The following is an 18,701-nucleotide window of genomic DNA, read 5'->3' as shown; positions in this document are numbered from 1 at the left end:
CCCAAAAGGGGTGTCATTCTCCAGATCAAACACGTATCCGCTCGATGACACACCGCTTCGGCCCCTAGGATTCCACCTATCACCTCACCGGTCTCACTCGACAGGAACCCCATGAGCGACACTTCCCCCTACGGCTTCGAGCTTGTGCGGCGTGGGTACGACCGCGCTCAGGTGGACGAACGCATCTCCAAGCTCGTCTCCGACCGTGACAGCGCTCTCGCCCGCATCACCGCTCTGGAAAAGCGCATCGAGGAGCTCCACCTCGAGACGCAGAACGCCCAGGCTCAGGTAAGCGACGCGGAGCCGTCGTACGCCGGCCTCGGCGCGCGTGTCGAGAAGATCCTTCGCCTCGCCGAGGAGGAGGCGAAGGACCTGCGCGAGGAGGCCCGCCGGGCGGCCGAGCAGCACCGTGAGCTCGCCGAGTCGGCGGCCCAGCAGGTGCGCAACGACGCAGAATCGTTCGCTGCGGAGCGCAAGGCGAAGGCCGAGGACGAGGGCGTCCGGATCGTCGAGAAGGCCAAGAGCGACGCGTCGCAGCTGCGTTCCGAGGCCCAGAAGGACGCGCAGTCCAAGCGTGAGGAAGCGGACGCGCTCTTCGAGGAGACCCGTGCGAAGGCCGCGCAGGCCGCCGCCGACTTCGAGACGAACCTCGCCAAGCGGCGTGAGCAGTCCGAGCGTGACCTGGCCTCCCGCCAGCAGAAGGCCGAGAAGCGCCTCGCCGAGATCGAGCACCGCGCGGAGCAGCTGCGCCTCGAGGCGGAGAAGCTGCGCACCGACGCCGAGCGCCGGGCGCGTCAGACCGTCGAGACGGCTCAGCGTCAGGCCGAGGACATCGTCGCGGACGCGAACGCCAAGGCCGACCGGATCCGCTCGGAATCCGAGCGTGAGCTGGCCGCGCTGACCAACCGCCGCGACAGCATCAACGCCCAGCTGACCAACGTCCGCGAGATGCTGGCCACGCTGACGGGTGCGGCGGTCGCCGCCGCGAGCTCTCCGGCGGAGGACGAGCCGATCTCCCGTGGGGTTCCGGCCCAGCAGTCCCGGTGATCGTTAGCGACAACAAAGGCCCGCATTCCCTTCGGGGGTGCGGGCCTTCGTCGTGGGGCGCGGGTGGGTTGTCTCCGGGGCGGCCGGTCTTCGCTCCGTCAGCGCGGGTCGTGCGGGGTTGCTCGCGCAGTTCCCCGCGCCCCTGAAGGGGCGCCGCGCCTGACGCCCCTGGAAGGGGCGCGGGGAACCGCGCGACCGGCCCCCACGGCGCCGCACCCGACGACGGCGCTCCCGCTCCGGTGGCAGCCCCAGGAGGCCGGTCATAGCGTGGCCGCATGATCGAGCTGGAGGGCCTGACCAAGCGCTACGGCGACAAGACCGCCGTCGACGACCTCACCTTCGCCGTACGGCCCGGCATCGTGACCGGCTTCCTCGGGCCCAACGGCGCCGGGAAGTCCACCACCATGCGGATGATCCTCGGGCTCGACCACCCCACGGCCGGCCGGGTGCGGATCGACGGCAGGCGGTACGAGCAGCTCAAGGACCCGCTGACGTACATGGGGGCGCTGCTCGACGCCAAGGCCGTGCATGGCGGGCGCAGTGCCTTCAACCATCTGCTGTGCCTCGCGCAGAGCAACGGGATCGCGAAGAGCAGGGTGGCCGAGGTCCTTGACATGGTCGGGCTCACGGCGGTGGCACGGAAGAAGGCCAAGGGGTTCTCGCTGGGCATGGGGCAGCGGCTCGGGATCGCCGGCGCGCTGCTCGGGGATCCGCGGATCCTGATGTTCGACGAGCCGGTGAACGGACTCGACCCGGAAGGGATCCACTGGATCCGGACTCTGATGAAGTCGCTGGCCGCCCAGGGCCGGACCGTGTTCGTCTCCTCGCACCTGATGAGCGAGATGGCGCTGACCGCCGATCACCTCGTCGTCATCGGGCAGGGGCGGCTGCTCGCCGACACCTCCATGGCGGACTTCATCCGGACGAACTCGCGGTCGTACGTCCGGATCCGCTCTCCCCAGCGCGAGCGGCTGCTCGACGTGCTGCACGGGGCCGGGATCACCGTCGTGGAGACGGGGACCGGGGCGCTGGAGGTGGAGGGCGGGAAGTCCGAGCCGGTCGGGGAACTGGCGGCGCAGCACGGGATCGTGCTGCACGAGCTGAGCATCCAGCAGGCCTCGCTGGAAGAGGCGTTCATGCAGTTGACGGCGGAGTCCGTGGAGTACCACGCGCACGCCGACTCGGCCCCGGTGCCGCAGGCCTGGGGTTCCGGCTGGGACAAGGGGGCGTGATGGCGGTCGTCACTCAGGTCGTACGGTCCGAGTGGACCAAGATCCGGTCGGTCTCCTCGACCGTGTGGACGCTGTCGCTGGCCCTGGTCGTCAGCGTGGCGCTCGGGATGCTGCTCTCCGCGCTGGCGAACAGCCAGTTCGGCAACATGCCCGCCCGGGAACGGCTCTCCTTCGACCCGACGAACATCAGCTTCGCCGGGCTGACCCTCGGACAGCTCGCGATGATCGTGTTCGGGGTGCTGGTGGTGTCGAACGAGTACAGCACCGGCATGATCCGCACCTCGCTGGCCGCCGTGCCGCAGCGCGCCACCTTCCTCTTCAGCAAGATCGCGGTGGCGACGGCCCTGGCGCTGGTCGTCGGCATGGTGACCAGCTTCGCCGCGTTCTTCCTCGGCCAGGCCATGCTCGGCTCGCACCGGGCGTACCTCGGCGACACCGGGGTGCTGCGCGCGGTCGTCGGCGGCGGGCTCTACATGGCCCTCATCGCGATGTTCTCCATGGGTGTGGCCACGATGCTGCGCTCGCCGATGCTGTCCCTCGGCATCCTGATGCCGTTCTTCTTCCTGATCTCCAACGTCCTCGGCAACGTCGACGCCACCAAGAAGATCGGCCGGTTCCTGCCGGACCAGGCGGGCAGCCACATCATGCAGGTGGTGCCGAGGGCCGGCGACGACGTCCCGTACGGGCCCTGGGGCGGCCTCGGGATCATGGGGCTGTGGGTGGTCGCCGTGCTCGCCGGCGGGTACGCATTGCTGAAGAAACGGGATGCCCAGTGACCGGACCGATACGGACCGGCTTTGCCAGCTCTTGATGGGAACCGTCAGCGCCCGGATATCCTCCTAACCCTTACGGGGGCGTCTGCCCTGCTGTCCTGATCCTTTCGATGGGTGCGGAGCATGATCGAGGCTGTCGGCCTGACCAAGCGCTACGGCGACAAGACCGCCGTCTACAACCTTTCCTTCCAGGTGCGGCCCGGCGCCGTCACCGGCTTCCTCGGGCCCAACGGCTCGGGCAAGTCGACGACCATGCGGATGATCCTGGGTCTGGACAACCCGACCGCGGGCGCGGTGACGATCGGCGGCTACCCCTACCGCCGGCTGCCCAACGCCGCCCGTCAGGTCGGCGCGCTGCTCGACGCCAAGGCGGTGCACGGCGGCCGGTCCGCCCGCAACCACCTGCTCTCCCTGGCCCAGCTGTCCGCCATCCCGGCCCGCCGGGTCGACGAGGTGCTCGGGGTGGTCGGCCTCCAGGACGTGGCCGGCAGGCGTTCCAAGGGCTTCTCGCTCGGCATGGGCCAGCGCCTCGGCATCGCCGCCGCGCTGCTCGGCGACCCCCAGGTGCTGCTCTTCGACGAGCCGGTCAACGGCCTCGACCCGGAGGGCATCCTCTGGGTGCGCAACCTGATGAAGTCGCTCGCCGCCGAGGGCCGTACGGTCTTCGTCTCCTCCCATCTGATGAGCGAGATGGCGCTGACCGCCGACCACCTCATCGTCATCGGGCGGGGCCAGCTGCTCGCCGACATGAGCGTGACGGACTTCATTTCGGCCAACTCCGCCGACTTCGCGCGGGTGCGCACCCCGGACACCGAGCCGCAGCTGCGCGAGAAGCTCAGCTCGGCGCTGACCGAGGCCGGCGGCCATGTCATGCCCGAGCAGGACGGGGCGCTCCGCGTGACCGGCCTGCCGCTGCCGCGGATCAGCGACCTCGCGCACGAGGCGGACGTACGGCTGTGGGAACTCTCCCCGCACCAGGCCTCCCTGGAGGAGGCGTACATGCGGATGACGCAGGGCGCCGTCGACTACCGGTCCAGCATCGACCAGAAGGCCGGCCTCCAGCAGCCGCTGCCGCCCGGCGCGCAGCCGCCGATGCCGGTGCCCGGGCAGGGCCAGCCGGGCTGGTACGCCCCGCCGCCGCCCCAGCAGGGCGGCCAGCCGTTCGCAGGGGCCTACGGCGCGCAGGGGGCGCCCGCAGGCGCGTACGGCGCCCCGCAGGCCCCCTACGGGGCGTCTCAGGCCGCTCCCAACCCCTACGCCGCCCCGGGGCCGGTGCCCGCTCCGGTGCCCGCTGAATCGTCACAGCCGGCTCCCGCGCCCGCGCCCGCACCCGCTTCCGCCCCCGCCGACCTGACCAAGCCCGAGGACGCCCGATGAGCACCCACCAGCCCCCGATGCCGCAGGCAGCCCCGGCCGCGCCCGACTGGCAGGCGGCACCCGGCGGTCCGTACCCCGGCTACACCTCGCCGATCCCGGTGGTGCGCACCCACCTCGGGCACGCCATCGCCTCGGAGTGGACGAAGATCCGCTCGGTGCGCTCGACGATCTGGACGCTCGGCGTCTTCGTCCTGCTCGTCGTCGGCATCGGCCTCCTCACCGCCTCGGTCGTCAGCAGTTCCGCCTCGTCCGACGACCTGTCCGGGGAGAGCGCGCTGTCGCTCGGCTTCTTCGGGCTGCTGCTCGGCAGCATGTGCATCATCACGCTGGGCGTGCTGACCACGGCCTCCGAATACGGCACCGGAATGATCCGTACGACGATGGTGGCCTGCCCCTCCCGCGCCCGCGTGCTCGCGGCCAAGGCGATCGTCTTCTTCGCGGTCGCGTTCGTGATCACCCTGACGGCCAGCGCGTTCGTGGCCATGACGCAGGTGTCGATGCTGAACGACGTCGCCCGGACGCCGACCGGCGGGGAATGGCTGAAGGGCACCGTCGGCGTCAGCCTCTACATCGCGCTGCTCGGGCTGCTCTCGCTGATCATCGGCTCGATCATCCGGCACTCGGCGGGCGCGATCACGATCATGATCGGCGCGGTGCTCGCCCCGCTGGTGATCGCGCTGTTCATGTTCTCGCAGTCGCTGGAGAAGGTGCGCACGGCCCTGTTCGAGTACTCGATCCCGAACCAGCTGAGTGTGTTCTACTCCAACTCCCTCAGCGATTCAGGCCCTTCGGGCTGGGACCCGCTGTGGATCATCCTGCTCGTGACCGCCGTCGCGTTCGGCGGCGCCTACCTGCTCCTGGAGAAGCGGGACGTGTGACGTCCCTCCAGAGCCTCCGGTAGAAGCTTCGGCAGAGCCGCCGGCCTAGAACTTCGGCGCGTTCCGGGACCGCTGCACCCGCGTGGTGCGGCGGTTCTTCGCGTTCCAGCAGGCCTTGTGCCAGTGCCGGCGCTCGTCGACGCCCGAGTGCTCCGGCCACGCCACCACGTGCGGGACACCGGAGGGGATCACCTGGTCGCAGCCCGGGCAGCGGTACGTCTTGCCGAGCGCGCTGGCGCCCGCCACATGGCGCACGCTCCACTCCTCGCCCTGCCAGCTCTCGCTGGACTGCCAGCCGCCGTAGCGGTCCGCGCGGTCGTCCTCGGCGCTCCGGCCGGAGCTCTGTCCGGAGGAGGAGGCTCCATTCGGGCCCTGGGGTCGGTTGCGACGCGGGGACACGGGACACCTCTCGGGGCTATACAGGAAGCACGGGCTGTGTCCAGCCTACGACGCGCGCCCGGGGGTACGCGTAGGGCACCAACCCAGACAAGTCCCCCTCCAGGGCGACCCATTCTCCAGACAATCCGCAAATCTCTTCGCCAGGCCGTGTCCTCGGCACGTGTCAGACGGTTATGCCCGGTGGGGGAGCTCCGGGTAGGAGCCAGGAAAGCAGGAAGAAACGATGCGCGTAGGTAGTTTTGTGCTGGCCGCCCAGTTCCCGGGCCAGGGCCAGGGGGAGGCGCTGCACCGGGCGGTGCGCACGGCGGAGGTGGCCGAGGAGGCCGGTCTGGACGCGGTCTGGCTGGCCGAACACCACTTCGTGCCGTACGGCACCTGTCCGTCCGCGGTCACGCTGGCCGCTCTACTGCTGGGCCGCACCAGGCGTCTCCGGGTCGGTACGGCGGTGAGCGTACTGCCGACGGTCCACCCGGTGGCACTCGGCGAACAGGCCGCGCTGCTGCATGTGACGAGCGGCGGCCGCTTCACCCTCGGCGTGGGCCGGGGCGGGCCCTGGGTGGATCTGGAGGTGTTCGGCAGCGGCCTCGACGCCTACGAACGCGGCTTCCCGGAATCACTCGAACTGCTGATGCGCTGGCTGCGCGAACCGGCCGTGTCGGCCTCCGGGCCGCGCTTCTCGTTCCGTGAAGTCCCGGTCGTGCCACGCCCGTCGGAGGCGCTGACGGAGGTCCCCGGGCCGGAGGTGGTGGTCGCGTGCACCTCGCCGGCGAGCGTCCGGCTGGCCGCCGAGCGGGGGTTGGCGATGCTGCTCGGAATGCATGTCGGGGACGAGGAGAAGGCCGAGATGGTCGCGCTGTGGCGGCAGCACGCGCGGGCCGCCGGACGGCCCGCCGAGGAGATCCTCGGCGCGGCCCATGTCTCGGCCGGCGTCTGCCAGATCGCCGACCGCCGCACCGACGCCGTGGAGACGCTGACGAAGGCGATGCCGGGCTGGCTGAAGCAGGGCCTGGAGGCCCATGTGACGGTGGACGGCCGGTTCCGCTCGATGCGCGATCCGCTCGCCTACACCGAACTGCTCTGCGGACTGCACCCGGTGGGGACCCCGCGACTGTGTGCCGACCGGCTCGCGGCGACCTCCGAGCGGACCGGCATCTCCCGATTCGCCCTGCTGACCGAGGGCTCGGGGGACCTTGCGGCCACGGAGGAGAACGTACGACGGCTGGGTGCCGAGGTACTGCCGCACCTCCGGTGACCGCACACCTCCGCGGGGAGCTTGCCGCCCCAGTGACTTATTGCACCTCCCGCGTGTGGAGCGGCAAGCAAGCGGCTCACTGCGTCAGCAGTACCGGAGCTCCGCGTCAGCAGTCCCGGAGCTCCGGGGACTGGTTCAGCAGCTGACTGCGCACCGAGGTGAAGCGGGCCAGCCTCGCGTCCACCGAGACGTCCAGCGGGAACACCGCAACACGATGGCAGTTCTGGAAGGCCAGCCGCACACCGAAGTGCCGCTGCAGGGCGCCGCGTATGGCGTCACTCGCGAGCGCACGCAGCAGCTGACCGCGTGCCTGCTCGTCCGGCGGGGGCGTCTGGTTGTCGGCGAACTCTCCGCCGTCCACCTTCAGCTGGGCCACCAGGGAGCTGATCATCTCCCATGCGTAGGGCAGGGAGGTCCGGACGCAGTCGACGAAATCTGCTTCGTCGACCTCGCCTCGCTCGGCCTGTTCGAGTAGGGCCGGTGAGACGTCGAGCGACATGGGTTCTCCTCTCGCACCCCCGAACAGCAGGGGTTGCCGGACAGGTATGGGGAGTTCGCGATACCGAACACGCTGAGTACACACACAGCGACCTCCCGTTCACTACGGTAGGCAACGGACGGTGACGCCACCAGGAGATTGCGTATATGCGACGGTCCCTTTAGGCACACAATCGGCCAGGGTTGAACACGGGTGTGCAGGCGACCCGTCAGGAACGGTCGCCGGGGCCTGCCGAGAGGGCGGATCAAGCAGCGCGGCCCGCGGGGCCCGGGTTGCGGGCGGGCGGGCGAATCGCGTGGAGGGCGGGGCGTCGAGTAGCGTTGCCGACCATGCGTCTCGTCATCGCCCGGTGCTCCGTCGACTACGCCGGCCGGCTCACCGCCCACCTTCCCTCGGCCCCCCGTCTGATCCTGGTCAAGGCGGACGGCAGCGTCTCCATCCACGCGGACGACCGGGCCTACAAGCCCCTCAACTGGATGTCGCCGCCGTGCACCCTCAAGGAGGGGGCGGGCGACGAGGCAGGCGTCTGGACGGTCATCAACAAGGCCGGCGAGAAGCTCATCATCACGATGGAGGAGGTCCTGCACGACTCCTCGCACGAGCTGGGCGTGGACCCGGGCCTGATCAAGGATGGCGTGGAAGCGCACCTGCAGGAGCTGCTGGCCGACCGTATCGAGACACTCGGTGAGGGCTACACCCTGATCCGCCGCGAGTACATGACGGCGATCGGGCCGGTGGACATCCTGTGCCGGGACGCCGACGGGCAGACCGTCGCCGTCGAGATCAAGCGCCGGGGCGAGATCGACGGTGTGGAGCAGCTCACCCGCTACCTGGACCTGCTCAACCGCGACCCCCATCTCGCCCCCGTGCGAGGCGTCTTCGCGGCCCAGGAGATCAAGCCCCAGGCCCGCGTCCTCGCCACCGACCGCGGCATCGGCTGCACGATCCTGGACTACGACGCGCTGCGGGGCGTACAGGACGACAAGCTGCGGTTGTTCTGAGCGCCGGGGTCGGCTGACGCCGAAGACAGCTGAGGGCCGGTCTCCACGCGGGAGACCGGCCCTCGATCGTGGCTCAGATCACCGTGCCGGTGGATGTTCCCGGGCTGATGCCTTCCGATGCGCTGGACGTGATGACGCTCGGGGTGTCGGAGGTCGGGCCACTGGCGGAGTCTGTCGTGCTGGGGGTGTCGCTCGGGGAGACGCTCTCCGAGGGGGTGTCCGTCGGCGTCGGCGACTCGGTCGTCTTCGACGGGGACGGCGACGGCGAATGCGAAGTCGAACGGGTCGGCTTGGGCGACTTGGACGGCGAGTGAGTGGGACTGCCGCTCGACGACCCCTTCGTCCCCGACGGCGTGACCGAAGGCGTGACCGTGTCCGACGGTGGGGTCGGGTCGTCCGACGTGCCGAGCGTGCCGTCGGGGCCGGGGTCCGTCGGCCTGGTGGTCGCCGTGCCCGTGTCGCCCGTGCCCGACGACTGCTTGGGATCGGCGTCCAGACTGCCGTCCCCCGTGCCCTCGCCGGCCGACGGGTTGACGCTCACGTTGTTGGCCGGGTTGTCGGCGTTGTCGTGGGAGGTCATGCCGAGCCCCACCACCGTGCCGAGGACCGCGGTGAGGAGGACGCCCGAGCCCACCGCCACCAGGTTGCGGCGGGCCATGCGTACCAGCCCGCTGCCGCCCCGGGCCGCCGGCGAGTGCTCCGGGACGCGGCGGGTGACCACCGTCTCCGAGATCGGGGAGTGGACGGCCGGGAAGGGCGTCGTGACACCGCCCGCCGGGGATATGGACTCCTCGTGGCGGGCGTCGGGGATCTCGTCGCCCGCCATCGCGGCGAGGCTGGGAATGACCTCGCCCGAACGGTCGGCGACCAGCGCCAGCGCGCGTCGGCCGGCCGTCGTACCCCGCTTGTCGGAGAGCGCTCCGCGCAGCCCGATGGAGGCCTCCAGCTCCGCCCGGGCCCGGTCCAGCTGGTCGCCGCAGAGCGCGAGTATCCCCAACTCGTGATGGAAATAGGCTTGTTCACCTACCTCGCCGGCCAGACGGGCGGCCTCCGCACCGGCCCGCAGCGCGCGTTCCCACGCACTCCAGTGCAGCCCGGCCGCGAACGCGGGCGCGGCGGTGCGCGCCAGTCGTACCGGGGTGGACTCCTCGTCCTCGGCCGGCGGCACGGTGGCCGGGACGAGGACCGCCAGGGCGGCGAGGACCGCGTCCGCCTCGGCGCACACCCGGTCGGGGGTGACGGAGGGGTGGCCGGCCCACCAGGAGTAGTGCTGGCCGGCGGTGAGGGCCTGGGTCTCGATGTCGTCGGCGTATCCGGCGGCCTCCAGCTGCTGCAGGACGCCCGCGGCGAGCCGGTAGCGGGAGCCGACCGGGGAGACCAGCCCGCAGCCCGCCAGTTCACCGAGGGCGGCGTCCGCATGGGTGTCGCCGACCAGGGCGGGCAGATGGGCCTGGTGCGGGACCTCACCGCCGAGGGCGACCGCGAAGCGCAGGGTGGCGCGGGCGGAGGCGCTGAGGCGGGCGGCGAGCAGCGGCGCGGGCGCGGCGGCCTCGCCGAGGGACGGCAGCGGGACCTCTTCGGCCGTCTCGGCGTCGAAGGGCGCGTCGACCGGCAGGTCGGACAGAGCGGACAGGTCGGACAGGTCGGAGGCGAAGACGCCGAACTCGTCGACGGCGCCCGCGCTGGCCCGCAGCTGGTCTCGCTGGCGCAGCAGCGCGCCCGCCTGGACGAATCGCAGCGGCAGGCCCTCGGACTCGAACCAGAGGTCGCCGGCCCAGTTGGCCTCCTCCTCGCTGAGTACCCGGCCGACCGCGCGCTCCAGGATGTCCACTCCCCCGGCCCGCTCCAGGCCGCTGAGGAAGACCTCCTCGACCGCCGAGTCCGCGGTGGGCGCCGGCACGTCCGGGGTGGCGGCGATGAGGAAGGCGCACTCCGGGGTGGCGTCGACCAGCTCGTCGAGCCCGGAGCCGCCGAACTCGATGTCGTCGAGGACGACGACCGCGCCGATCTCACCCACCAGTTCCAGGAGCTCGTCGGGGCCGGGCCGGTGCGCGGGCGCCTTGTAGACGGCGCAGAAGAGGTCGTGGAGCAGGTCCGCGGGCGTGCGGTGGAAGCCGCTGAGGCGGACCACGCCGTCGGGGGCGAGGTCCGAGCAGTCGTCGGCGACCAGGTCCAGGAGCGCGGTACGGCCGGAGCCCGAGGGGCCGGTGAGCCGGACGGAGCGGCCGCGCGCGAGGAGTCGTACCAGACGCTCGCGGTCGTCCTGGCGCTCCAGGAGCGGCAGCTCGGGCCGGGCGGGGCCGGGCGGCACCGGCGGCCGGGCGGCGCGCTCGTACTCGGCGCGCTCGGCGGCGGTGCGCTTCTCCGGTCTGGCGGGGCGCTCGGTCGGCGGGCAGGGTTCTATCTCGCTGCCGTCGACCGGGTTCACGGTCAGCAGGAAGTCGCCGGAGACCAGCCGTGCCGTGCGGACGAGCGCCGGCGCGCTCTGGCCGAAGTCGTTGGTGAGGGATTCCCTCGGCGGGCGCTGGCGCGGCGTGCTGCCGTCGCCGTCGTGGCCGTACGCCTCGGGTCCCGGGTTGATCGGGTCCATAGGTTCCTAGCCCCCCAAAAGCGTGGTGTGCCGTGAATGCGGGCCCCTCCCGGCCTGTTGCACACTGCGCTGTCGCTTCTGGTCCGGGCCCGCGCTCGAAGGGTGACTAGGCAGCGGGCGACCGAACCCTAAACCTTCGCACAGTATCTACGACAGTCCGGGGTACCGCGCCGTCCAAGACATCACAGTCTCGTGAGGATTGCGCACGACATGGGCTTGTGCGCGGTCCGTCCGGGTCTCCCCCGTCGCCCGGTCCACACCGTGTCCCACCCGTTCGCCGCCGCACACCCGTCGCACACCCGGGGCAGGCGTGACACCCCGGCCCCGAGGTCAGACCCGGGGCAGCGACTCCACCCCGATACCCCCCTCGATCGCCAGGATCCGGTGCAGCCTGGTGGCCACCAGCAGGCGCTGCATCTGCGGCGGTACGCCGCGCAGCACCAGACGGCGGCCGCAGCGGCCGGCCCGCCGGTGGGCCCCCATGATCACCCCGAGTCCGGTGGCGTCCCAGGAGTCCAGCTCGGACAGGTCCAGCACCAGATCGCCGACTCCGTCGTCGACGGCCGAGTGCAGGACCGTACGGGCGTCCGCCGCGCTGCGCACGTCGAGGCGGCCCCCGACGACCAGCTCGGCGTGGTCGCCCCTGATGTGCATATGCGCTCCCCGAGAGTGCGTGTCCTACTCCGTGAAAGTGATGTCCGGTGATGCAACCTCTGACTGCGTTCGACGGTCAGAGGTTGCCATCTGTAAGCGAACCGATACCGAATTCACCCCCGAGAGTGAAACTCTCGGGACCTGTGCGTTTTCGGAGGCGGTTCAGAGGCTCTGGGCACGGGTGCCGGGCTGATGACGCACTGATGTTTCAGTACGTGTAGAAGCCCTGCCCGCTCTTGCGCCCGATGTCACCGGCGTCAACCATCCGGCGCATCAGCTCCGGCGGGGCGAACTTCTCGTCCTGCGACTCGGTGTAGATGTTGCCGGTGGCGTGCAGCAGGATGTCGACGCCGGTGAGGTCCGCCGTGGCCAGCGGGCCCATGGCGTGGCCGAAGCCCAGCTTGCAGGCCAGGTCGATGTCCTCGGCGGTGGCGACGCCCGACTCGTACAGCTTGGTGGCCTCGACGACGAGCGCCGAGATCAGCCGGGTCGTCACGAAGCCGGCGACGTCCCGGTTGACGACGATGCAGGTCTTGCCGGTGGACTCGGCGAACTCCCGCGCGGTGGCGAGGGTTTCGTCGCTGGTCTTGTAGCCCCGGACCAGTTCGACGAGCTGCATCATCGGCACCGGCGAGAAGAAGTGGACACCGACGACCCGCTCGGGGTGCTCGGTGGCCGCCGCGATCTTGGTGATCGGGATGGCGGAGGTGTTGGAGGCGAGCACGGCGTCCGGGCGCACGATCTTGTCGAGCGCACGGAAGATCTCGTGCTTGACCTCCAGCTTCTCGAAGACGGCCTCGACGACGATGTCGGCGTCGGCGACCGCGTCCAGGTCGGTGGTCGTGGTGATGCGGGCCAGGGCGGCGTCGGCGTCGTGCGCCTCCAGCTTCCCCTTGCTCACGAACTTGTCGTACGAGGTTTGGATGCCTCCCACGGCACGGTCCAGCGCCTCGTCGGTGACGTCCCGCAGGACCACGTCCCAGCCGCCCTGCGCGGCGACCTGGGCGATGCCGGAACCCATCAGGCCGGCACCGATGACGGCAAGCTTCCGTGCCACTCCGCTCCCCTTACACGCTGTTGAGGTATGCCTCTTGGGCGGGACCCTAGCGCTCGTGAGGGGCCGGGAAACCCGGTAAGTAATGCGTGTCACGGTCTCAGGGCGTGAGACAACCGTCACGTCTCGTCAGCCGTGCCCTGCGGCACGGTTCATTCCCGGCCACGTACCGCGTAGTTGAGCACCTTCTCGCTCAACAGCTCCTCGATGTCGTCCAGGAGGACCAGGACTTCTCTGGACACTTCACGCGGATCACGCTTTTCGAGCATCGCCCGGCCGATGGCCGCCATGACGGCCTGATGGGCCCAGTCGATCTGACCCGCGATCAGGGCCGGCAGCGGGTCGGCGGCGGGGGCGCCGATCTCCTCGCGCAGGGTCTGCTCCAGGCGCTCCCGGATCTGCTGCTGCATGCCCCACAGCCGGGAGCGCAGGGCGGGCGCGTCGTGCAGCACGCGCATGAAGCGGTCGTAGCCCGCGACCAGGCCGATGCCCGGCGACACCGCCTCGACCTCGCGACGCAGCTCACGCAGCACGGCCCGGGCGGCGGACTCCTGCGGGTCCCGGCCGCGCACCCAGCGCGAGAGCCGGTCCACCGTCGCGGCGGCCCGGTCGAGGAACAGGTCCTCCTTGGCCGGGAAGTAGTTGTAGACGGTGTTCACGGAGACGTCGGCGGCTTCCGCGATCTCCGCGACGGTCACCGCGTCGAAGCCGCGTTCGAGGAACAGCCCGGTGGCCATGTCCGAGATGTACTGCCGGGTCTGCCGCTTCTTCCGCTCCCTGAGCCCCTCTGCCATGTCCGGATCCTAGTCGTTCTGGGCAGCCTTAAATCTTGGGGTCATTGCAAACTTTAAGAGTCTCTGTTTTTCTGGACGCCATGACAGCGGTCATCAGCGCGGCCGGACTGGCCCGCACCTTCCAGACGAAACGCGGCCCCGTAGAGGCGGTCCGCGGCATCGACCTCACCGTCCACGAGGGTGAGATCCTCGGCTTCCTCGGGCCGAACGGCGCCGGGAAGACCACCACCCTGCGCATGCTCACCACCCTGCTCGCCCCGACCGGCGGCAGCGCCACCGTGGCGGGCCGTGATCTGGCCTCCGACCCGGCGGGCGTGCGCGCCGCCTGCGGTTACGTCGCCCAGTCGAGCGGAGTCGACGGACAGCTCGCCGCCCGGGACGAACTGGTCACCCAGGGCCGCCTGTACCGGCTGACGAGGGCCCAGGCGATGGTTCGCGCCGAGGAGTTGGCGCACGACCTGGGGATCACGGACCTCCTCGACCGCCGGATCGCCACGCTGTCCGGTGGTCAGCGGCGCCGCCTGGACATCGCGCTGGCGCTGACGCACCGCCCGCGCGTGCTGTTCCTCGACGAGCCGACCACCGGCCTGGACCCGGGCGGCCGCGCCGGTCTGTGGGACCTGGTCCGGCGGCTGCGCGACGAGCACGGCACGACGGTCTTCCTCACCACCCACTACCTGGACGAGGCGGACGCCCTGGCCGACCGGCTGGTGATCGTCGACCGCGGCGAGGTCGCGGCCGAGGGCACCCCGGCCGCCCTCAGGCTCCGCCACGGCGGCTCGCCCGACGCCTCCCTCCAGGACACCTTCCTCGCCGTCACCGGCCGCGGCCCCGCCCCGGCCGACCCCGCCCCCGTCGCCGTATAGGAGCCCGATGAGGACCCCGATGAGGACCCTGATGAGGACCCCGATGACCTTCGTCCGCGACACCGCGCTGGTCTACGGCCGCTGCCTGCGTCAGTCCCTGCGCTCGCCGCTCGCACTGCTCTTCGGCCTGCTGATGCCCCTGCTGTACCTGCTGTTCTTCGGTCCGCTGCTGACCCGGCTGCCGCTGGGCGGCCGGAGCAGCTCCTGGCAGGTGCTCGTCCCCGGACTGCTGCTCCAACTCGGCCTGTTCGGTGCCGCCTTCGCCGGCTTCGGGGTCATCGTCGAGAAGGCGCAGGGGGTCGTGGAGCGGATGCGGGTGACGCCGGTCAGCCGGCCGGCCCTGCTGCTCGGCCGGGTGCTGCGGGACGCCACGGTGATCGTCTTCCAGGCGGTGCTGCTGGTCCTGGCCGCGATGCCGCTGGGGCTGCGCGCCCCGCTGCCGGGCGTGCTCATCGGCTTCGGCTTCGTCGCACTGCTCACGGTCGCACTGGGCTCGCTGTCGTACGCGGCGGCGATGCGGGTGAGCACCCCGCAGGAGTTCGGCCCGATGATCAACGCGGTGACCATGCCGTCGATGCTGCTCTCCGGCCTGATGCTGCCGATCTCGCTGGGCCCCGCCTGGCTGGACGTCCTCTCGCACCTCGTTCCGTTCCGCTACCTGGTGGACGCGATGCGCGACGCGTACGCCGGTGCCTACACGACCGGCCACATGCTGTCCGGCGTACTGGTCGCCGTCGCCTTCACGACATTCGCCGTGACGGTGGGCACACGGGCGTTCCGGACGGCCGGAGCGTAACTACGCTGGTCGCATGGTCAATCTGACACGCATCTACACCAGGACCGGCGACCAGGGCAGCACCGCTCTCGGGGACATGAGCCGGGTCGCCAAGACCGATCTGCGGATCTCGGCGTACGCGGACGCCAACGAGGCGAACGCGGCGATCGGCACGGCCATCGCGCTGGGCGGGCTGGACGAGGAGGTCGTCAAGGTGCTCACCCGGGTGCAGAACGACCTGTTCGACGTGGGCGCGGACCTGTCGACGCCGGTCGTGGCCAACCCGCAGTTCCCGCCGCTGCGGGTCGAGCAGTTCTACATCGACAAGCTGGAGGCGGACTGCGACCGCTTCAACGAGCGGCTGGAGAAGCTCCGTTCGTTCATCCTGCCCGGCGGCACCCCCGGCGCGGCCCTGCTCCACCAGGCCTGCACGGTCGTGCGGCGGGCCGAGCGGTCGACGTGGGCCGCACTGGAGGTGCACGGCGCCGAGGGCAAGGACGGCGGCATGAACCCGCTGACCGCGACCTACCTGAACCGGCTGTCGGACCTGCTGTTCATTCTCGCCCGCACGGCCAACAAGGACGTCGGGGACGTGCTGTGGGTGCCGGGCGGGGAGCGCTGAGTCCGGGCGGTCCCCGCCCCTCCCCCGCTTCTCAGCGGCCGGTGTCGTCCTGGGCCGCGTCCTTGTCCGCCTGCCCGACCGCGGACTCGGCCGCGGCCACCTTCTGCTGCATCTCCGGGTAGCCGGAGGGGGTCGCGGGGGCGTGCTGCGCCGTACCGCCGTCGTGGGCGCAGCCGACGCAGAGCCCCGCGAGGAGGGCGACCGCGGCGGCCGCGAGCCTCGTGCGCATCAGCTCGCGCCCGCGTCGTTGTTCCGGCACCACGTCCGGACGTCGGCCAGATCGCTCTGCCGCTGCCGGAGGGTGGGGACGAGGGACTTGCGGAAGGTCAGCCGGTCCTGCAGATAGGTGGCGACCTCGCTGTGCCCCGCCGCCTTCGCGTTGTCCACCCGCTGCTGCAACCGGGCGATCGAACCGCGCCGGTCCGCCCCGGCGTTCAGCCGCTGCAGCGCGCGGTCGATGCGCCGGTCGATCTTCGGCGCCCGCTTGCACAGCGCCTGTGCGCCGTCACCGGTCGGCGTCGCCGCCGGGGCCGGCGTGCTGTCGGCCGTCGCCACGCCGGTGCCGGTCGTCATCAGCGCCGCCGCGGCCAGCCCCACGAGGAGGGTGCGCCGCCTTCGTCGTACATACATCTCTGCCTCCGTTCCCCGGGCGGTCCCGTGGTCCGCCCGACGCGACGGACGCTAGGGACCGTCTTTGGGGAAACTCTGTGACCGGTTTGCCCCGGCTGTGCCGATCAGCCAGTCCCGGTGGGCGGGCAGCTCGCCGCCGGCCCGGGGCATGCGCACCTGGAAGCGGGCGCCGGCGCCGTCCGGACCGCCGGTGACCGTGACCTCGCCCTGGTGCAGTGCCGTCTGCTGGGCCACCAGGGTCAGGCCGAGCCCCGAGCCGGTGCTGCCCGGCCCGCGCCGGAACCGTTCGAAGACGCGGCCCCGCTCCCCGGGCGGCACGCCGGGTCCGTGGTCGTCGACGGTGATCACGACCTGCTCGCCCGCGCCCCGCAGCCCGACCGCCACGCATGCCCGGCCGTCCGCGTCCCGGCCGTGGGCCAGCGCGTTGGCCAGCAGGTTGTCGAGCAGCAGCCGCAGGCCCGGTTCCCAGCCGTGGACCGTGAGCCCGGGGGCCGCGTCGACGGTGATCAGGGCGTCCGGGGTGCGCCGCCGGGCCTCGGCCACCGCCGCGTCGGCGACCTCGGAGAGGTCTACGGTCCGGAGCGCTTCCGCCTCCACCAGGTCGCCGCGCCCCAGCTCGCGCAGCATCACCAGCAGACCGAGCAGCCGGGCGTGCTCGTGACGCAGGTCGGTGAGGACCTCGGCGCGTTCCGGCTCGGGGAGGTCGGGATGCGCGACGAGGATGTCGAGGTTGGTGCCCATGCTCATGAGCGGGGTGCGCAGCTCGTGGGCGGCGGCCGAGGAGAAGGAGCGGGCGGTGTCCAGGGCTTCGGCGGTGCGGGCGGCCTGTTCGTCGTAGCGGGCGAGGGCCTTCTGGAGGGTGGCGGCCAGTTCGTCGACCTCGGTGACGCCGGTCGGTTCGTGGTGCAGCCGGGTGGCGCTGGTGCGCGGGTCGAGGCCGGCGGCACGGCGGCCGAGGCGGCGCAGGGGGCCGGTGGCGCCGGTGGCGATGCCCCAGGCGAGCAGGCCGGAGAGGGGGGCGGCGAGCAGGGTGGTGGCGAGCACGCGGCGCCGGACGAGACGGAGTTGGGCCTGGTCGGCGGCGTCGGGCGCGAAGACCCACAGGGTGCCCGAGCCGCGGGCGGTGGTGATCGGCCGTGACAGGGCACGCCAGCTGGTGGAGCCGTCCCGGACGGTGACCGGGGTGCGGGCCGCCCGTGCCGGCAGCCGGACCGAGGCGTCCGGCTGGGGGCCGCCGCTGAAAGTGCCGTCCGGGGCGACGACCCGTACGCCGACGTCCAGGGCCGCGCTGAACAGCTGTCGTTCCCTGGTGTCGGCCGCCTTGGGCCGGCCGCCCGCGCTGGCCCGCAGCAGGGCGCGGGCGTCCTGGGCCACGGCGGTGGCGCGGGCCCGGAGGTGGTCGTCCTCGGCGCTGTGCAGGTCGTGGCCGACCAGCTGGAGCAGCAGCCAGCCGGAGGCCAGCACCAGCAGCGGCACGGTCACCCCGACGGCGAGCCCGATGCGGGTGGAGAGCCTCACGCCTCCTCCCTCAGCACGAAACCCACGCCGCGTACGGTGTGCACCAGCCTGGGCCGCCCGTCCGCCTCCAGCTTGCGGCGCAGATAGCTGACGAACGTGTCGACGGTGTCGGTGCGCACGTCGAAGTCGTAGCCCCACACCCGGTCCAGGAGCTGGTCCCGGGTGAGGACCAGCCCGGCGTTGCGGGCGAGCACCTCGAGGAGTTCGAACTCGCGGCGGGTCAGGTCCAGGGGCCGTTCGTCCCGCGCGGCGGTGCGGGCCGCCGGGTCGATCACCAGCCCGGCCACCCGCAGCACCTCCCGCCCGGCGGGCGGCCGGCGGCGCAGCAGCGCGCGCAGCCGCAGCACCAGTTCCTGCAGCGCGAACGGCTTGACCAGGTAGTCGTCGCCGCCCGCCTGGAGTCCGGCTATCCGGTCGGCGGTCTCGTCCAGCGCGGAGAGCATGAGAATGGGGAGGTCCTGACCGTCGTCACGGAGCCGTTCGCAGACCTCGATGCCGCTCATGCCGGGCATGGAGACATCGAGGACAAGCACGTCCGGCGGGGCGTCCCGGACGGCGGCCAGGGCCTGCGGTCCGCTCTCCGCCGTCCGCACCACGAAGCCGCTCAGCCGCAGCCCGCGCTCCAGGGAGCGCCGGATGGCCGCGTCGTCGTCCACGACCAGCACGGCCCCCGGCGTGTCCGCCTCGCTCATGGCCGCCTCCCTCACTTGATGCCCGGCCAGCGTACGGTCCCCGTTCGG

Annotated in this window: 20 protein-coding genes; 10 read left to right on the top strand and 10 right to left on the bottom strand. The window is 71.6% G+C overall.

Annotation, left to right across the window (positions count from 1 at the left end):
• Window positions 1-111 precede the first annotated feature (111 nt).
• The 5 genes from ACWDGI_RS38575 to ACWDGI_RS38555 all read left to right on the top strand — a co-directional run bounded on the left by ACWDGI_RS38575 (window position 112) and on the right by ACWDGI_RS38555 (window position 5,307).
• Window positions 112-1,047 (top strand): coiled-coil domain-containing protein, encoded by a 936-nt coding sequence (locus ACWDGI_RS38575; protein ID WP_360477452.1) that lies wholly within the window; start codon window positions 112-114, stop codon window positions 1,045-1,047.
• A gap of 275 nt (window positions 1,048-1,322) precedes the next feature.
• Entirely contained in the window at window positions 1,323-2,279 is a 957-nt protein-coding gene (locus tag ACWDGI_RS38570; protein WP_450767321.1) for an ABC transporter ATP-binding protein, read from the top strand.
• On the top strand, window positions 2,279-3,055 hold the full coding sequence (locus tag ACWDGI_RS38565) for an ABC transporter permease (protein ID WP_450767319.1): 777 nt from the start codon (window positions 2,279-2,281) through the stop codon (window positions 3,053-3,055). Before ACWDGI_RS38570 ends, ACWDGI_RS38565 begins: the two co-directional genes overlap by 1 nt.
• 120 nt (window positions 3,056-3,175) lie before the next feature.
• Entirely contained in the window at window positions 3,176-4,429 is a 1,254-nt protein-coding gene (locus tag ACWDGI_RS38560; RefSeq protein ID WP_450767317.1) for an ABC transporter ATP-binding protein, read from the top strand.
• Complete coding sequence (locus tag ACWDGI_RS38555; protein ID WP_450767315.1) at window positions 4,426-5,307, top strand: ABC transporter permease; 882 nt, start codon at window positions 4,426-4,428, stop codon at window positions 5,305-5,307. Before ACWDGI_RS38560 ends, ACWDGI_RS38555 begins: the two co-directional genes overlap by 4 nt.
• Window positions 5,308-5,352: 45 nt before the next feature.
• Here the strand turns inward: ACWDGI_RS38555 and ACWDGI_RS38550 are convergent, their stop codons facing one another.
• Window positions 5,353-5,706, bottom strand: a complete 354-nt coding sequence (locus tag ACWDGI_RS38550) for an ATP/GTP-binding protein (protein WP_450767313.1) — start codon at window positions 5,704-5,706, stop codon at window positions 5,353-5,355.
• 223 nt (window positions 5,707-5,929) lie between these two features.
• Here ACWDGI_RS38550 and ACWDGI_RS38545 point away from each other — a divergent pair, with 223 nt between their 5' ends.
• Window positions 5,930-6,958, top strand: coding sequence for an LLM class flavin-dependent oxidoreductase (locus tag ACWDGI_RS38545; protein ID WP_450767311.1), 1,029 nt, complete (start codon window positions 5,930-5,932; stop codon window positions 6,956-6,958).
• Window positions 6,959-7,064: 106 nt separating this feature from the next.
• Here ACWDGI_RS38545 and ACWDGI_RS38540 read toward each other — a convergent pair whose 3' ends face one another.
• On the bottom strand, window positions 7,065-7,457 hold the full coding sequence (locus ACWDGI_RS38540; RefSeq protein WP_351710524.1) for an SCO5389 family protein: 393 nt from the start codon (window positions 7,455-7,457) through the stop codon (window positions 7,065-7,067).
• Window positions 7,458-7,786: 329 nt separating this feature from the next.
• Here ACWDGI_RS38540 and nucS point away from each other — a divergent pair, with 329 nt between their 5' ends.
• Window positions 7,787-8,458, top strand: a complete 672-nt coding sequence (gene nucS, locus ACWDGI_RS38535; protein WP_450767309.1) for an endonuclease NucS — start codon at window positions 7,787-7,789, stop codon at window positions 8,456-8,458.
• A gap of 73 nt (window positions 8,459-8,531) precedes the next feature.
• Here nucS and ACWDGI_RS38530 read toward each other — a convergent pair whose 3' ends face one another.
• From ACWDGI_RS38530 to ACWDGI_RS38515, 4 genes are all read right to left on the bottom strand, one after another.
• Window positions 8,532-11,048, bottom strand: coding sequence for an ATP-binding protein (locus tag ACWDGI_RS38530; RefSeq protein ID WP_450767307.1), 2,517 nt, complete (start codon window positions 11,046-11,048; stop codon window positions 8,532-8,534).
• Window positions 11,049-11,378: 330 nt separating this feature from the next.
• Window positions 11,379-11,702, bottom strand: a complete 324-nt coding sequence (locus ACWDGI_RS38525; protein ID WP_186284954.1) for an STAS domain-containing protein — start codon at window positions 11,700-11,702, stop codon at window positions 11,379-11,381.
• 208 nt (window positions 11,703-11,910) lie between these two features.
• Window positions 11,911-12,759 carry a 3-hydroxyacyl-CoA dehydrogenase family protein gene (locus ACWDGI_RS38520; protein WP_450767305.1) on the bottom strand — a complete coding sequence of 283 codons (849 nt, stop codon included), beginning with the start codon at window positions 12,757-12,759 and terminating at the stop codon, window positions 11,911-11,913.
• Window positions 12,760-12,908: 149 nt separating this feature from the next.
• The gene (locus ACWDGI_RS38515; RefSeq protein WP_450767303.1) at window positions 12,909-13,550 is read right to left on the bottom strand and encodes a TetR/AcrR family transcriptional regulator; all 642 of its coding nucleotides are present in this window, start codon (window positions 13,548-13,550) and stop codon (window positions 12,909-12,911) included.
• Between the two features lie 80 nt (window positions 13,551-13,630).
• Between ACWDGI_RS38515 and ACWDGI_RS38510 the strand changes: the two genes are divergently transcribed.
• From ACWDGI_RS38510 to ACWDGI_RS38500, 3 genes are read left to right on the top strand one after another with little or no spacing between them, the layout of a single operon-like run.
• Window positions 13,631-14,416 carry an ABC transporter ATP-binding protein gene (locus ACWDGI_RS38510; protein WP_450767301.1) on the top strand — a complete coding sequence of 262 codons (786 nt, stop codon included), beginning with the start codon at window positions 13,631-13,633 and terminating at the stop codon, window positions 14,414-14,416.
• A gap of 31 nt (window positions 14,417-14,447) precedes the next feature.
• Complete coding sequence (locus ACWDGI_RS38505; RefSeq protein WP_450767299.1) at window positions 14,448-15,212, top strand: ABC transporter permease; 765 nt, start codon at window positions 14,448-14,450, stop codon at window positions 15,210-15,212.
• Between the two features lie 13 nt (window positions 15,213-15,225).
• On the top strand, window positions 15,226-15,813 hold the full coding sequence (locus ACWDGI_RS38500) for a cob(I)yrinic acid a,c-diamide adenosyltransferase (protein WP_450767297.1): 588 nt from the start codon (window positions 15,226-15,228) through the stop codon (window positions 15,811-15,813).
• 31 nt (window positions 15,814-15,844) lie between these two features.
• On the opposite strand, the gene ACWDGI_RS38495 is transcribed toward ACWDGI_RS38500, so the two are convergent.
• Genes ACWDGI_RS38495 through ACWDGI_RS38480 form a run of 4 tightly spaced genes read right to left on the bottom strand, consistent with a single transcriptional unit; the run spans window position 15,845 to window position 18,653 of the window.
• On the bottom strand, window positions 15,845-16,042 hold the full coding sequence (locus tag ACWDGI_RS38495) for a hypothetical protein (RefSeq protein ID WP_450767295.1): 198 nt from the start codon (window positions 16,040-16,042) through the stop codon (window positions 15,845-15,847).
• Window positions 16,042-16,443 carry a hypothetical protein gene (locus ACWDGI_RS38490; RefSeq protein ID WP_450767293.1) on the bottom strand — a complete coding sequence of 134 codons (402 nt, stop codon included), beginning with the start codon at window positions 16,441-16,443 and terminating at the stop codon, window positions 16,042-16,044. Before ACWDGI_RS38490 ends, ACWDGI_RS38495 begins: the two co-directional genes overlap by 1 nt.
• Window positions 16,444-16,494: 51 nt before the next feature.
• Window positions 16,495-17,961 carry a sensor histidine kinase gene (locus ACWDGI_RS38485; protein ID WP_450767291.1) on the bottom strand — a complete coding sequence of 489 codons (1,467 nt, stop codon included), beginning with the start codon at window positions 17,959-17,961 and terminating at the stop codon, window positions 16,495-16,497.
• Window positions 17,958-18,653: a response regulator transcription factor gene (locus ACWDGI_RS38480; RefSeq protein WP_450767289.1), complete on the bottom strand. Its 696-nt coding sequence runs from the start codon at window positions 18,651-18,653 to the stop codon at window positions 17,958-17,960. Before ACWDGI_RS38480 ends, ACWDGI_RS38485 begins: the two co-directional genes overlap by 4 nt.
• Window positions 18,654-18,701: the final 48 nt, after the last annotated feature.

Source organism: Streptomyces sp. NPDC001220, assembly GCF_053597895.1.
The sequence above is the reverse complement of the archived record's forward strand: the minus strand, read 5'-3'. Positions and strand labels throughout refer to the sequence as shown.

Excerpts from the sequence above, each read along its gene's own strand:
- ACWDGI_RS38505 (WP_450767299.1), top strand. The coding sequence starts at position 14,448 with ATGAGGACCCCGATGACCTTCGTCCGCGACACCGCGCTGGTCTACGGC.
- ACWDGI_RS38525 (WP_186284954.1), bottom strand. The coding sequence starts at position 11,702 with ATGCACATCAGGGGCGACCACGCCGAGCTGGTCGTCGGGGGCCGCCTC.
- nucS (WP_450767309.1), top strand. The coding sequence starts at position 7,787 with ATGCGTCTCGTCATCGCCCGGTGCTCCGTCGACTACGCCGGCCGGCTC.
- ACWDGI_RS38540 (WP_351710524.1), bottom strand. The coding sequence starts at position 7,457 with ATGTCGCTCGACGTCTCACCGGCCCTACTCGAACAGGCCGAGCGAGGC.
- ACWDGI_RS38570 (WP_450767321.1), top strand. The coding sequence starts at position 1,323 with ATGATCGAGCTGGAGGGCCTGACCAAGCGCTACGGCGACAAGACCGCC.
- ACWDGI_RS38560 (WP_450767317.1), top strand. The coding sequence starts at position 3,176 with ATGATCGAGGCTGTCGGCCTGACCAAGCGCTACGGCGACAAGACCGCC.
- ACWDGI_RS38490 (WP_450767293.1), bottom strand. The coding sequence starts at position 16,443 with ATGTATGTACGACGAAGGCGGCGCACCCTCCTCGTGGGGCTGGCCGCG.
- ACWDGI_RS38545 (WP_450767311.1), top strand. The coding sequence starts at position 5,930 with ATGCGCGTAGGTAGTTTTGTGCTGGCCGCCCAGTTCCCGGGCCAGGGC.
- ACWDGI_RS38565 (WP_450767319.1), top strand. The coding sequence starts at position 2,279 with ATGGCGGTCGTCACTCAGGTCGTACGGTCCGAGTGGACCAAGATCCGG.
- ACWDGI_RS38530 (WP_450767307.1), bottom strand. The coding sequence starts at position 11,048 with ATGGACCCGATCAACCCGGGACCCGAGGCGTACGGCCACGACGGCGAC.
- ACWDGI_RS38555 (WP_450767315.1), top strand. The coding sequence starts at position 4,426 with ATGAGCACCCACCAGCCCCCGATGCCGCAGGCAGCCCCGGCCGCGCCC.
- ACWDGI_RS38480 (WP_450767289.1), bottom strand. The coding sequence starts at position 18,653 with ATGAGCGAGGCGGACACGCCGGGGGCCGTGCTGGTCGTGGACGACGAC.
- ACWDGI_RS38575 (WP_360477452.1), top strand. The coding sequence starts at position 112 with ATGAGCGACACTTCCCCCTACGGCTTCGAGCTTGTGCGGCGTGGGTAC.
- ACWDGI_RS38515 (WP_450767303.1), bottom strand. The coding sequence starts at position 13,550 with ATGGCAGAGGGGCTCAGGGAGCGGAAGAAGCGGCAGACCCGGCAGTAC.
- ACWDGI_RS38495 (WP_450767295.1), bottom strand. The coding sequence starts at position 16,042 with ATGCGCACGAGGCTCGCGGCCGCCGCGGTCGCCCTCCTCGCGGGGCTC.
- ACWDGI_RS38500 (WP_450767297.1), top strand. The coding sequence starts at position 15,226 with ATGGTCAATCTGACACGCATCTACACCAGGACCGGCGACCAGGGCAGC.
- ACWDGI_RS38510 (WP_450767301.1), top strand. The coding sequence starts at position 13,631 with ATGACAGCGGTCATCAGCGCGGCCGGACTGGCCCGCACCTTCCAGACG.